At 29.3% G+C, this 12,762-nt stretch carries 14 protein-coding genes and 1 pseudogene; 1 reads left to right on the top strand and 14 read right to left on the bottom strand.

Annotated elements, in window-relative coordinates:
* The 12 genes and pseudogenes from CAMP5118_RS06165 to CAMP5118_RS06110 form a co-directional block, all read right to left on the bottom strand.
* Positions 1-564 (bottom strand): annotated as a pseudogene (locus CAMP5118_RS06165) (hypothetical protein); the annotation flags it as partial.
* Between the two features lie 180 nt (positions 565-744).
* Entirely contained in the window at positions 745-1,323 is a 579-nt protein-coding gene (locus tag CAMP5118_RS06160; RefSeq protein WP_263664141.1) for a bacteriohemerythrin, read from the bottom strand.
* 8 nt (positions 1,324-1,331) lie between these two features.
* Positions 1,332-1,922, bottom strand: coding sequence for a bacteriohemerythrin (locus tag CAMP5118_RS06155; RefSeq protein ID WP_337216870.1), 591 nt, complete (start codon positions 1,920-1,922; stop codon positions 1,332-1,334).
* A gap of 183 nt (positions 1,923-2,105) precedes the next feature.
* Positions 2,106-2,810, bottom strand: coding sequence for a carboxy-S-adenosyl-L-methionine synthase CmoA (gene cmoA / locus CAMP5118_RS06150; RefSeq protein WP_263679039.1), 705 nt, complete (start codon positions 2,808-2,810; stop codon positions 2,106-2,108).
* Positions 2,800-3,651 carry a bifunctional riboflavin kinase/FAD synthetase gene (locus CAMP5118_RS06145; protein ID WP_337216869.1) on the bottom strand — a complete coding sequence of 284 codons (852 nt, stop codon included), beginning with the start codon at positions 3,649-3,651 and terminating at the stop codon, positions 2,800-2,802. Before CAMP5118_RS06145 ends, cmoA begins: the two co-directional genes overlap by 11 nt.
* Complete coding sequence (gene tlyA / locus CAMP5118_RS06140) at positions 3,617-4,339, bottom strand: 23S rRNA (cytidine-2'-O)-methyltransferase TlyA (protein ID WP_337216868.1); 723 nt, start codon at positions 4,337-4,339, stop codon at positions 3,617-3,619. Before tlyA ends, CAMP5118_RS06145 begins: the two co-directional genes overlap by 35 nt.
* On the bottom strand, positions 4,329-6,284 hold the full coding sequence (gene ligA / locus CAMP5118_RS06135; RefSeq protein ID WP_337216872.1) for an NAD-dependent DNA ligase LigA: 1,956 nt from the start codon (positions 6,282-6,284) through the stop codon (positions 4,329-4,331). Before ligA ends, tlyA begins: the two co-directional genes overlap by 11 nt.
* A gap of 2 nt (positions 6,285-6,286) precedes the next feature.
* The gene (gene folP, locus CAMP5118_RS06130; RefSeq protein WP_263679037.1) at positions 6,287-7,429 is read right to left on the bottom strand and encodes a dihydropteroate synthase; all 1,143 of its coding nucleotides are present in this window, start codon (positions 7,427-7,429) and stop codon (positions 6,287-6,289) included.
* Positions 7,416-8,027, bottom strand: a complete 612-nt coding sequence (locus CAMP5118_RS06125) for a DNA polymerase III subunit delta' (RefSeq protein ID WP_337216871.1) — start codon at positions 8,025-8,027, stop codon at positions 7,416-7,418. Before CAMP5118_RS06125 ends, folP begins: the two co-directional genes overlap by 14 nt.
* Before the next feature lie 41 nt (positions 8,028-8,068).
* Complete coding sequence (locus CAMP5118_RS06120) at positions 8,069-8,605, bottom strand: HobA family DNA replication regulator (RefSeq protein ID WP_263664135.1); 537 nt, start codon at positions 8,603-8,605, stop codon at positions 8,069-8,071.
* Positions 8,606-9,808 (bottom strand): aspartate kinase, encoded by a 1,203-nt coding sequence (locus CAMP5118_RS06115; RefSeq protein ID WP_263679033.1) that lies wholly within the window; start codon positions 9,806-9,808, stop codon positions 8,606-8,608.
* Positions 9,808-10,278 (bottom strand): RNA pyrophosphohydrolase, encoded by a 471-nt coding sequence (locus CAMP5118_RS06110; protein WP_263679032.1) that lies wholly within the window; start codon positions 10,276-10,278, stop codon positions 9,808-9,810. The genes CAMP5118_RS06115 and CAMP5118_RS06110 overlap by 1 nt, the downstream gene beginning before the upstream one ends.
* Before the next feature lie 80 nt (positions 10,279-10,358).
* Between CAMP5118_RS06110 and hemW the strand changes: the two genes are divergently transcribed.
* A complete protein-coding gene (gene hemW / locus CAMP5118_RS06105) occupies positions 10,359-11,408 on the top strand; it encodes a radical SAM family heme chaperone HemW (RefSeq protein ID WP_337216867.1) in 1,050 nt (349 codons plus the stop codon).
* On the opposite strand, the gene CAMP5118_RS06100 is transcribed toward hemW, so the two are convergent.
* Together CAMP5118_RS06100 and CAMP5118_RS06095 are read right to left on the bottom strand one after the other, a co-directional pair.
* Complete coding sequence (locus CAMP5118_RS06100) at positions 11,405-11,722, bottom strand: ArsR/SmtB family transcription factor (protein WP_337216866.1); 318 nt, start codon at positions 11,720-11,722, stop codon at positions 11,405-11,407. The genes hemW and CAMP5118_RS06100 overlap by 4 nt on opposite strands.
* A gap of 8 nt (positions 11,723-11,730) precedes the next feature.
* On the bottom strand, positions 11,731-12,705 hold the full coding sequence (locus CAMP5118_RS06095) for a permease (protein ID WP_337216865.1): 975 nt from the start codon (positions 12,703-12,705) through the stop codon (positions 11,731-11,733).
* Between the last annotated feature and the right edge of the window lie 57 nt (positions 12,706-12,762).

Raw genomic sequence — 12,762 nt, 5'->3', positions numbered from 1 at the left:
ACCCGTAGCTTTAGGATTGATTACTTCTTTATCAGTAGGTTTTAAATAATATACTGAAGATAATTCTCCTGCTTTTAATACTAAGGTATTATTATTAGCTTTTGCATTGAAAGTATAAGCAGAAACTAAAAAAGGTATATAGCTAGTTTGATGTAATGTGGTATTAGATAAATTAGTACTATGAAAGCCATTAACTACAAAAATATCTTCTTTAATACTTGGAGTGAGTATATCTTGTTGTGATTCTTTTAAATTTAACCTAAAATAATCCTTATTTTTAGGATTATCATAAATCAAAGTAGTATCCGAAATATTTTTATTAGTAGAAAATTGTCCATAATAATTCACACCGTTGATAAATTTATAGGTATCAAGATTATAATCATATACATCATTATTATTAAATTTATGCTCTTTAATAACATAAGCATTAGAAGCTTTATCATAATTTGCCTGGGTGGCAGCTTGTAGGGAGCTTAAAGAGATGATAGTGATAAAATATAGTTTTAATAAAGTACTACTACCCCCCCCCATAAAACATTTTTTAGATAAATTTTTATTCATTAAAAACCCTTTCATAAAATTGATATAAAAAATGGATATAGCTGTTTTATGTATATTTTGATAATGAGTATAATATTAATATTTTATTCATAAAATTATTCTTAATAATAATTTTATGAATAAAAATTATCTAAATTATAAATTTTTATTTTATAATTTTTATATTTAATATTGGAAAAATTATTCTATATAATTAAAAACTAATTCTTTGGAGCATTTTTTACACTTATAAGCTATATTTAAATATTTTATTTTAATATGCACTCCATAATCAAGTTTATGAATCATATCCTTACAAGCGCAAATATACTCAAATTTATCACTGCTCTCTTGCACCTGTTTTTGATTTAAATCTTTTTTATCTAAACTTTTTTTAAATTTACTAATTCTCATGTCATGTTCTACTATATGTTCTAAAAGCCATACTGAAACTATCTTATATAGCTTTTCTTTAAGATCATTTGTACTAGAACATTCACTAAGCAATACACTCATGTCTTTGATAATTTTCTTATGCATTGCTTTGTGTTCTGATAAATACGGATAATTTATAGAATACATATAATCTTCTTCATCTTTAAAATGGGTTCGCATATAATCAAAAAAGTCACCCAATAATTCCTTGACTTCTGCTTTATAAATATGTCTATTTAAAAGATTAGCGGTTTTTTCTGCTAAAGCAAAAAGAGTTTGATGTTGCAAATCAATATCTGCATTTTCAATGCTGAATTTTTCATTCCATATTGGAAATGCTTCCATAAGACATCCTAAGCAATGCGAATATTTTTTTTACAAACTTTGCAGTTATATTTTACACCATTAAGAATTTGTAAATGAACACGATGAGGGATTTTATGCTTTTCATTTGCACAACCACAAATATAAACAACATATTTTGGTGTTTCTTCAACAAAATGCTCTACAGTTAAATTTTCATCCTTATCAAAATCTACCTCATCGGTTTTTTGTTGTTTTTGTTTTTCATATCTATAATATTTCATATCTTCTTTTAATATATGTTCTACAAGCCATTTTTCTGTAATTACATTAAGTTTTTCTTTGAAATCATTTACAGTTTTAATGTTTTTCACTAAAGAGATTAATGAAGTTGTAATTTCTTGATGGATTTTTCTATGTTGCTCTAATCCAGGATAAGCAATATTTTGCATATGAGCTTCCTCATCTTTAAAATGAGTTTTAATATACTCAAAAAGCTCAATCAAAACACTCTTGATTTCACTAATACTCGCATGATTTTCTGCTATAAGATAAGCCTTTTTGGCTATATCAAATAAAACTTTATGCTGCTCATCAATGGTTTTATTATGCACGCTATATTCTTTCGACCATTTAATCATAAAAGCCCTTTTTTTAATAAAAAAATACAACCAAAAAATAAACATAAATAAGTATAACAAAATAACCAAATTATATAATAAATTATAAATGTTTGCAATAGTAGAAAAATTAATTTGTAATATATTTATAATTATAAATATAATTTTTAAGCTAATATTTTTAACTTTTATATTGAAAATATTTTATTTAAAAGCTATGAAAGTTTCAAAATTTACCCATTTAAAAACACTTTCTACTTTAGAAAATCCTGCTTTTTTAAGCATGGCTATGTTTTCATTTTGAGTATAAGGTATGAGGATATTTTCTAAGGCTTCTCGTTTGCTTGAAATTTCTAGCTTGCTATAACCTTGCTCTAGTTTATATTGCTCATAAATTTGTATCATTTTTTTAGCTATTTTTACATCTTCATATAGAATTTTTTCACTAAACACAAACATACCATTTTCATTTAGGTTTTGATAGATTTTATCAACTAACTCTTGTCTTTTAGGTGGGCGGATAAACTGTAAAGTATAAGTAGCTATAAAAACATCATTTTTAAAAAACTCAAAATCATCTAAATTTTTTTGATGAAATTCCACCCTAGCTCCAAAGGCTTGGCATTTACTTTTAGCAATCTCTAGCATAGCATTAGCCTCATCAACCCCACTTAAAAGGAAATCTTTTCTTTTTTCATAAAGTGCAAGCAATAAACTAGCCGTAGAACAACCAAGATCACAAATTCTTGCATTTTGCGGTGTAAAATGATCTATGAGTTCGACTATGAGTTTTAAATTTTGCGTATAAAAAGGCACGGACCTTGACACCATATCATCAAAAACGCTTGCTACACTTTTATCAAATTCAAATTGTTTTTCTAAGGGTTTTTTAAAAATTTCATCTTTCATTTAATTTTCCTAAAATTTCTTTTGCTTTGTTAATATCTTTACCAATTTGTGTTTTTAATAAGGCTAAAACATTGAATTTCTCATTAGCTCTTATATAGTCAATAAAGCTTAACTCCACTGATTTTGTATTTGTGTTTGTGAAATTTTCATCTAAAATATGCGTTTCTAAAGCAAAATTTTCATCAGTAGATCTTATACCTATAAAACTTACACTATGATAACTTTTATTTTCAATCTTTACCAAAGTCGCATATACACCATCTTTAGGTAAAAAGAAGTCTTTGACGCATAAATTTAAAGTTGCAAAAAACTCTTTAGCACCTATGCCTTGCCCTTTGATGATATTTGCCTGTATAGTATAAAACCTACCTAGGAAATTTTTAGCTTCTTTAACTTTTGCTTCTTTAAGTAAGGTTTTAATCATACTTGTATGAACGCTTTTGTTTTGAATTTTAAACTCATCTACAATGATAGTGTTTATACCACAAAGGCTTTGTATATCTTTGGCGCTACATTTTCTTTCTTTACCAAATTTAAAATCATAACCTACGATGATTTTTTCTAGTTTGGGAAATTCTTGCTTTAAAAGCTTTAAAAAATCCTCGCCTTTGTAATTTTTTATTTTTTCAAAATCACAAAAAATCAAAGGAAAATCAACCAAATTTACTCTAAAATCCTTAGGCGTTAGGGCTTCTTTTTCCTCTTTAGTGATGATAAACAAGGCTCCATTTTCATCTAAATGCTTAAAAAGCTCAAAATGTCCTAAATGCATGCCATCAAAATGCCCTATAGCTAAATTTGTGATTTTAGTTTTTTCTATAGGCGTAGAAAAACTCAACATTACCTTCTTTTCCTTTTAAGTGTGACTCTTGACTTGCTTGCAAGATCCAACCAAGCTTTGCACAAGCTTTTTCAAAGCTCTCTTTAGCAGTTTTAATAGCTTTTATATCTTTTACCACTCCGTTTTTATCACGTTTAGCATTTTTACCTACTTCAAATTGAGGCTTAAAAAGCAAGATGATAAGATCTTTAGCAAGCTTATCTATATGAAAAATCAAATGTGTTAAAGAGATAAAACTCACATCACAAGTGATAACATCATATAAAATTTCACTTTTAAACTCACGCAAATCGGTGTTTTCACAAATTTGGATATTTTCTAAATTTCTTAAGCTCTTATGAAGTTGGTTAGAGCCTACATCTAAAGCTGTGATGTGTTTAGCCTTATTTTGATGTAGAATTTGCACAAAACCTCCGGTTGATGAACCTATATCTAAACAAATTTTATCTTTTATAGTTAATGCATGCTCTTGTAAAAAATGTTTAAGCTTAAAAGCAGCTCTACTTACAAAAAGCTCTTCTAAAAGCGTGAGTTTTAAACTCTCATCTTCTAAAGGATTTAAAGATGTGATTTTAAAAGAGGTTTTTTTAAACTCGCCATTGAGTAAAATTTGCTTGTTTTCTATAAGCTCGCAAGATTTGTTGCGAGAAATGTTTAATTTTGTACTTACAAAAACATCAAACCTCATCAGCACCGCCTAAAAGAGCGTTAAACTCAGCCTCATTGATGCACTTGACTCCTAAGCTTTGAGCCTTTTCAAGCTTTGAGCCTGCTTCGCTTCCATATAATACAAAGTCAGTTTTTTTAGACACACTAGAGCTTACTTTCGCTCCAAAGCTTTCGATTAGTTCTTTAAAATGATCGCGTGATTTGCTTAAAGTGCCTGTGATAACAAAGGTTTTATTGGAAATATTTTCATTTATAATAAGCTCTTTTTTCTCATCTTCTAAATGCAAAATTTCGTAAAAATGTTTAATGCGATTTGCATTGACATGGGTAAATTCTTCTAAGCTTTTAGCCATTTGCTCGCCAAAGCCTTCTAAATTTGCATAAGCTTCATAGCTTTGCATAAACCATTCAAAGCCAAAAGATTGTGCTAGCTTTTTAGCTGCCACTTCTCCAATATGCTCTATACCCAAAGCAGTGATAAACCTTGATAAAGAGCATTTTTTTGCATTTTCAATGGCGCTTAAAAGATTATTGATTTTTTTCTCTTTAAAGCCTTCCAAGCCTTCAAAATCGCTGTATTTTAAGAAAAATATACTTTCTATATTAGTGATTTTTCCTTCTTTAAATAAAAGCTCGACGATATTTTCTCCAAGGCCGTCTATATTTAAACACTTTTTAGATACAAAATGTATAATGGAATTTACAAGTCTTGCCTTGCAGTCTAAGTTTTGGCATTTTAAAAAAGCACCCTCATCTAAAAGCTCACTAAAACACTCAGGACAAAGAGTTGGTTTAGTAATCTTACTTTCTAAACCATCACGCCTTTGGGTAAAAACTTTAGTGATTTTAGGTATCACATCGCCACTTCTTATCACACTTACACTATCGCCTATCATCACTCCAAGTCTAGCTATCTCATCAAAATTATGCAAGGTTGCAGACTTTACTACAACCCCATCTAAATTTACAGGTTCTAGCACTGCCACAGGAGTGATCACTCCACTTCTTCCAACTTGTAAATTAACCCCGAGTAAGGTTGTAGTTTTTTCCAAAGCAGGAAATTTAAACGCAGTCATAAATTTTGGAAATTTCACGGTATAACCCAAAAGCTTACAATGAGCTAAATCATCTATCCTTACAACCATACCATCCATCATCATAGGCTTTTGATCTCTTTTTTCTAAAAGTTCATGGTATTTTTCTAAAACCTCATCTAAAGTTTTCACACAAAAAACAAAATCATCTTTTAAAAAGCCAAGACTTCTTACAAACTCCATCACTTCAGAGTGTTTCTTAAAATCTAAAGAATTCTCCCCCACTCCCCAAGGATAAAATTTTAAATTTCTTTCTTTTGTAATGCTTGTATCAAGCTGTCTTAGCGAACCACTTGCTGCGTTGCGTGGGTTTGCAAATAAACTTAAGCCATCTTTGGCTCTTTTTTCATTGATTTTTTCAAAATCTTCTTTTAAAATCACTACTTCGCCACGAATTTCTATCTTTTTTTTATAAGGAATTTTTTGAGGTATATTAGATATCTCTTTAACATTTAAAGTAATATCCTCGCCTACTTCCCCATCGCCTCTTGTAGCACCGCTGATTAAAATACCATTTTCATAAGTAAGATTTAAACTTGCTCCATCAAATTTAGGTTCTATGAAAAAATCAAACTCACATTTAGCTCTTTTTGCCCAAGCTCTAAGCTCAGCTTCATCAAAAACATCTTCCATAGACCACATTTTTGCACTATGTGCAAGTTTATGAAACTCACTTTGTATAGTTGGGGCGATATTTTGCGTAGGAGAATCTTTAGAAATCTTTTCTTGATGAAGCGTTTCAAATGCTTTTAACTCTCTTATAAGTTTATCGTATTCTTCATCACTTGCTAAAGGCTCATCATCTTCATAATAAGCCCTCATCCATTCTTTTGCTAATTTTACCTTTTCTAAATACTCTTGATAAGTCATCATTACTCCAAAGAAAGTTCATCCATAGCTTTTGCAAGTTCAAACATTTGCTTATGTTCATACACATCATGCACTCTTATAATACTTGCACCATTTTTAAAAGCTTCTAAATGCAAATAAAGCGTGCCAGCTAGTCTTTGCTCAACACTTGAGCTAAAATAAGCATTTATCATACTTTTCCTACTAGCTCCGATTAAAAGCTCTTTTTCAAAGTGTAAAAAATGCTCTAAATGCTTGATTAACATCATATTATGCCAAGGACTTTTACCAAAACCAATACCGACATCTAAAATCACATCTTCTAAACCAAGCTCAATTAGTCTTTCTAGCTTTTGCGCAAAAAAATCATCAAGCTCAGCTAATACATCTTCATAATGCGGGTTATTTTGCATATTTTGTGGAGTATTTTGTATATGCATGAGTGTATAAGTGGCTTTGTATTTTAAAGCTAATTTAGCTAAATTTTCATTTTTAAAACCGGTGATATCATTAATAAGCTTAAAGCCTTTATTTAAAGCATATTCTAAACAATACTCATCAAAGCTATCTAAGCTAAAAATACATTTTTCATAAAGTTTTTCTTTATAGATTAAATCTAGGGTGTTTTTTAAGCGTTTAAACTCTTCTTCTTGCCCACAATATACACTACCAGGTCTTGAAGAAACCCCGCCTATATCTATATAATCAGCCCCTTGAGAAATCATAAGTTCGATTTTTTCTAAAACTTCATTTTCTTTAACCCTGCTTTGAGCATTAAAACTATCTTCATTAATATTAATCACACCCATAATTTTTGCATATTTGGGTTTAGTGAAATTAGACTTTAAAAATAATGCCAAATTTTTAAGCTTAAAATCTTGTAATTTTTCTTTTTCTATAAGCTTTTTGGCTTGATCTTGCGTTACCATAAGTAAGGCATTGGTGTGTTCTTTACCTAATATAACTTCTTTATGTGTTACAAGCTCAGCTCCAACCCTTAGCGCATCTTGTTTGAGTATATTTGCAGCAGGTGCTCTTAACTCTTTGATAAGAAAAAAATGAATTTGAGTTTTTTCACTCATAATTTTCTCGCCTGCTTTATGTGGCTTTATATATTTAGAAATTTTTTCAAAATCTGTATTAGGATTGATTTTAATGATTTTCATTTTTTCTCTCGTGTAAAATTAAAGCTATGGTGCTTAGCAAAATAGTTGGCTTTGCATTTAATTTAGCTAATTCATAAGCTTTGTAAAAAAATTCAATTTCTTCATCGTTTAATTTTATATCTTGTTTAAAACATTCATGGCTTAAAGCACTAATTAGCTCTAAACACTCATGCTTGTCTATATTTTCATATTGTTTTAATAATGAAGTAATTTGAGCTAGATCCATTTTTTTAAGATCCAAATTTAAAGACATCTTTTCTTTTTGAATTTTATGTTTTTCTATGATAAATCTTGAAAGTATAGTAGGTAAAAAAACATTTTTTGAAGGAGCTACGATGATAAAATATACATTTTTTGGTGGCTCTTCAAAAAGTTTTAACAAAAAATTTTGCGCTTCTTCACGAAAAGACTTGGCTAATATAACAATGATTTTAGCTTGTGCTTCAGCTATATAACTTTCATTCATAATAGCTTTTGCGGTTGCTTGGCCGTTTTTGTCATAAGTTAAGTCATTTAGTCTTAATTCTAAGTCAGGATTTTTGGGTATGAAAAATTTAAGATTTTTTGCTCCATATTCTTCTGTGAGCTTTTCTTGCATTAGCTCAAAATCATTATGGATAATGATTTTATTTCTTAGATTCAAATTTCTACCTTAGAAAAAAGCACAGCCTCTAAGCTTTGCTCAAATACTTTATATAAAGAAATGAGTTTATAGTCTAATTCCTTATCACGCGAAGAAAGGTAAAAGCTATTTTGCAACTGCTCATCAAAAAGCCAAAGCATACTTTCAGCTTTGGAATTAGCGATTTTAAATTTAAAACCTGTATTAGTTCCTATATAAAAAAAGGCATAGCCATTAGGAAAAGAAATACTTAAAAGATCATTTAGCAAATCTATATCTTCTTGGGTATTACAAGCTTTATTATAAATTCCTTTTAAAGACACAAAAGGCACCAAAGGTCTTGTGGAACTAGCGTTAATTTGACTTAAAAAATACTCTTCAAACCACGTTCTTTGATCATCAGTAATCACAATAAAAGTATAACCTTGCAAAAGCAAAGCTAACTTAGAAGCGATCAAAGGCGACCATTCAAGACGCCTTTCTTCCAACCAACTTGTATAAGTACCATTTTCTCGGATTTGCTCTAGGGTAAATTTTAAAAAACTATTGCTCATTTATATATCTAGTTTATAAACTTCATGCAATACTCTTACAGCTAATTCGCCATATTTTTCATGCACGATAACTGAAATTTTAATTTCACTTGTAGAAATCATTTGTATGTTAATATTTTCATTTGCTAGTGCTTTAAAAGCTGCCGAAGCTACTCCAGAATGTGATTTCATACCCACACCCACAACTGAAACTTTTACCACAGCACTATCTGTTTCTATATTAGCATTAGCACCTAAAACTTTTTTCATAGCATTAGTTGCTAAATCAAGTTCATTTTCAGGCACAGTAAAACCTAAATTTGTAGCTCCATCTAAACCTACATTTTGAATAATCATATCTACATTAATATTTTCATTTGCTAAAGTCCCAAAAATTTCAGCAGCAATGCCTGGCTTATCATCGATATTTCTTAAAGTAACCCTTGCTTGGTTTTTATCTAGTGCTATACCACTAACCAAAGCTTGTTCCATATTTTCCTCCTTAGTAATAATCGTCCCTTCATTTTCATTAAAGCTACTTCTAGTAACTAATTTCACATTTAATTTTTTAGCAAGCTCTACAGAGCGATTTTGTAAAACCTTAGCTCCCAAACTTGCAAGCTCTAGCATTTCTTCATAAGAAATTTTATCTAGCTTTTTAGCCTTTGGCTCAATTCTAGGATCGGTAGTATATACCCCATCTACATCAGTATAAATTTCACATAAATTAGCATTTAAAGCTCCCGCTAGTGCTACCGCACTTAAGTCACTTCCACCACGCCCCAAAGTAGTAACATTACCCATTTTGTCAATACCTTGAAAGCCAGCAACTACTACGATATATCCCTCATCTAAGGCTTTGTTGATATTTGTAGTATCAATGTGTTCTATTCTTGCTTTAGTATAAACATCATCTGTAATAATCCCTGCATTGCGTCCGGAAAATGCAGTAGCTTTTAAACCCATTTCATTTAATGCAATAGCAAGTAAAGATGAAGTCACGCGTTCACCACTACTTAAAAGCATATCCATCTCACGACCTGAAGGATTTTTACTAAAATGGTGAGCAAAATCAATAAGCTCATTAGTAACCCCACTCATTGCAGAAACTACTACAACTAACTTATCGCAAGTTTTTTTGCTTTTTGCTACTCTTTTAGCAACTTCATCAATACGCTCAAGCGTTCCTACACTTGTTCCCCCATATTTTTGTACGACCAGCATTAAATATACCCCCTTTCTTTAAAATATTTTAAAACCCTGACATATATAGGTTTTTTAAAATGGTTAATCATATCATAAACATCTTCTAATGAAGCAAATTTATAAGCATCAAATTCAGGATTTTTAGTGTTTAGATTAATGATAGCTTTATTTTTTAATCTAACTAAAAAATATTTTTGGCTTTGACCATCATAAGGATACATTTTTTGTGCAACCTTAGCTGGAAAATCATAATTAATCCACTCAGGATATTCAGCTAAAATTTCAACCTCATCTGTGCCTATTTCTTCTTTTAATTCTCTAAACAACGCACTTTTAACATCCTCTCCTTCATCTATACCACCTTGAGGAAATTGCCATATATCTTCCATATCATTGCGTTTAGCAAGTAAAATTTTACATTCAAAAGGATAAGCTGATGATAGTACTATAGCAGCTACATTTGGCCTATATTTTTTTTCTTTTTCCATGATTTTCTTATCCTTGACTTTTTAATAATATAATTCTAACAAAAAAATACGAATTTATAATCACATTTTAAAGAAGTTTTATGCATTTATACATACATATACCATTTTGTGAAAGCAAGTGTTTTTATTGTTCTTTTACTTCACTTAAAAAAAAAGACTTTGAAAAAGATTATTTAAATGCTTTAATGCAAGATATAAAATATCAACTAAATTTTTTCAAACTTGATAAAAATTCCATAAAGACTGTTTTTATAGGCGGTGGAACGCCTAGTTTAATGGATGCTAGTTTTTATGAAAAAATATTTATTTTTATACAAAATTATTTACAAAAAGATAGTGAAATTAGTATAGAAGCAAACCCCAACTCGAGTAATTTTTCATGGCTTAAAGAGATAAAAAATTTAGGTTTTAATCGTATTTCTTTTGGAGTGCAAAGTTTTCATGAAAAAAAATTACAATTTCTCGGGCGCATTCATGATCAAAAAAGTATTTTTACTAGTATAGAAAATGCAAAAAAAGCAGGATTTGATAATATCAATCTAGACTTAATTTACGATACAAAACTTGATGATAAAAAAATGCTTGATTATGAAATTTCCAAACTTACTTTGCTTGATATTAACCATGTGAGTGCTTATAATCTAACCATAGAAGAAAAGACAAGATTTGCTAAAAAATTTCATTTTAAAAAAAATGCACCGCGCCTTGCAAAGCATTTTATTAAAGCGATTGAAAATCTTGGCTATAAACAATATGAAATCAGCAATTTTGGACAAATTTGCAAACACAATCTTGCATACTGGCAAGGAAAAGACTATATAGGTTGTGGTTTAAGTGCTGTGGGATTTTTAAAAAATCAAAGATTTTATACTAAAAAAAGTTTAAAAGATTATATAACAAATCCTTGTCTTAGAGAGATTGAAAATTTAAATTCAAAAGATTTACGTTTAGAGCATATTTTCTTAGGACTTAGAAGTATTATAGGCGTGGATGAAACAAAGCTAGAACCTTTAGAAAAAGAAAAAGCGATGTTTCTTAGTAAAAAAGGAAAGCTAGTTTATAAAAATGGAATTTTTTATAATACTAACTACCTTTTAAGCGATGAACTAGCTTTGTATATTAGCACTTAAGCTTTGCATTCACAAGAAAACCTTTTAAGCTCAGGAAACTTTATGGAAAGTTCATTGATGTTTTTTAATATATCATTACAAAAATTATTTAAATTTTCTTTTACTCCATAATACGCCCAAACACCTTGTCTATCTACTTCTAAAAAATTAGCTTCTTTTAAAATTTTTAAATGTCTTGAAAGCCTTGATTGACTCATATTTAAAGAGCTTTGCAAATCACACACACAAAGCTTTCCGTATTTTTGCAAGAAAGCTAGGATCAAAATCCTGCTTTCATCATTAACCGCACTTGTTATTTTTAAAAACTCTTGCATAAAAATCCTTATATAAAAAACATTAAAAGACCAAAACTAATCGCAATAGCAACAATCACACCTGCAAATAAAATCAAAAAACTTGTTTTGAAAATTCTTTTAAGCAAAATAAGCTCAGGCAAAGAACACCCTGCTCCTGCTATTAAAAAACTCATCATTATACCAAGTGGAATTCCACTGGTAGTTAAAGCTAGCGCCACTGGTATCATAGCCGTACAATTCGTATAAAGTAAAACTCCTATAAAAGCTGCTATAAATACGCCCAAAACTCCATAATCTTTTATATAATTTTGGAAAAAATCTTGTGGAAAAGTACCATGTATAACAGCCCCTATAGCCATACCTATAACAATATAAGGTAAAATTTTTTTATACTCTTTAAAACTTTGTGAAAATAATATTTTGATTTTACTTTCTTTAGCTTTGTTTTTAAAATTTAAAATTTTACTTGTTTTAGAATTTTTAGCAAAAACCAAGCTAGGTTTTTGACAACATGAGCTTTGAAAAGTATTATTAGAACAACATGACTTTTGCTCTAAATCATTTTTTAAAAAGTCTTCATTAAAAAATCCTTGAGTGTTTATTTTAGAAACACAAAAAGCAATAAATAAAATCACACAAAATAAAAATCCCACATAAAATAAAGATATTTTTAAGCCAAAACTCACCATAAACATCACTACTATAATAGGATTAATTAAAGGCGAGGTGATTAAATAAGCTATGCATACCCCAAGTGGGACTTTAGCTTTTAAAAATGCGTTTAAAAGCGGTATGCTTGAACATGAGCAAAATGGAGTTAAACAACCCAAAAGTATGGCTTTTATATAGCTTGTAAAAGAATCTTTCTTTAAATGCTCATTAAAAAATTTGGCATAGCGCTCATTTAAATAAGCAATAAGCATACTAACTAAAATAAACAAAACAGATATTTCTATAAATAAAATAAGAAAATCTTTTAAAATAAAAACTAATTTCTCCATGCTTTTCCTTTTTTATTTTTAATTCAATATAACAAAAATATATTAATATATCAAGAT

The sequence above is a fragment of the Campylobacter sp. LMG 7929 genome (assembly GCF_024723595.1).
Lineage (GTDB): Bacteria > Campylobacterota > Campylobacteria > Campylobacterales > Campylobacteraceae > Campylobacter_D.
This window is presented reverse-complemented; position numbering and strand designations above follow the sequence as displayed.

Coding starts and splice junctions, on each gene's coding strand:
- CAMP5118_RS06160 (WP_263664141.1), bottom strand. CDS start 1,323: ATGGAAGCATTTCCAATATGGAATGAAAAATTCAGCATTGAAAATGCA.
- CAMP5118_RS06155 (WP_337216870.1), bottom strand. CDS start 1,922: ATGATTAAATGGTCGAAAGAATATAGCGTGCATAATAAAACCATTGAT.
- cmoA (WP_263679039.1), bottom strand. CDS start 2,810: ATGAAAGATGAAATTTTTAAAAAACCCTTAGAAAAACAATTTGAATTT.
- CAMP5118_RS06145 (WP_337216869.1), bottom strand. CDS start 3,651: ATGTTGAGTTTTTCTACGCCTATAGAAAAAACTAAAATCACAAATTTA.
- tlyA (WP_337216868.1), bottom strand. CDS start 4,339: ATGAGGTTTGATGTTTTTGTAAGTACAAAATTAAACATTTCTCGCAAC.
- ligA (WP_337216872.1), bottom strand. CDS start 6,284: ATGACTTATCAAGAGTATTTAGAAAAGGTAAAATTAGCAAAAGAATGG.
- folP (WP_263679037.1), bottom strand. CDS start 7,429: ATGAAAATCATTAAAATCAATCCTAATACAGATTTTGAAAAAATTTCT.
- CAMP5118_RS06125 (WP_337216871.1), bottom strand. CDS start 8,027: ATGCAAGAAAAGCTCACAGAAGAATATGGAGCAAAAAATCTTAAATTT.
- CAMP5118_RS06120 (WP_263664135.1), bottom strand. CDS start 8,605: ATGAGCAATAGTTTTTTAAAATTTACCCTAGAGCAAATCCGAGAAAAT.
- CAMP5118_RS06115 (WP_263679033.1), bottom strand. CDS start 9,808: ATGCTGGTCGTACAAAAATATGGGGGAACAAGTGTAGGAACGCTTGAG.
- CAMP5118_RS06110 (WP_263679032.1), bottom strand. CDS start 10,278: ATGGAAAAAGAAAAAAAATATAGGCCAAATGTAGCTGCTATAGTACTA.
- hemW (WP_337216867.1), top strand. CDS start 10,359: ATGCATTTATACATACATATACCATTTTGTGAAAGCAAGTGTTTTTAT.
- CAMP5118_RS06100 (WP_337216866.1), bottom strand. CDS start 11,722: ATGCAAGAGTTTTTAAAAATAACAAGTGCGGTTAATGATGAAAGCAGG.
- CAMP5118_RS06095 (WP_337216865.1), bottom strand. CDS start 12,705: ATGGAGAAATTAGTTTTTATTTTAAAAGATTTTCTTATTTTATTTATA.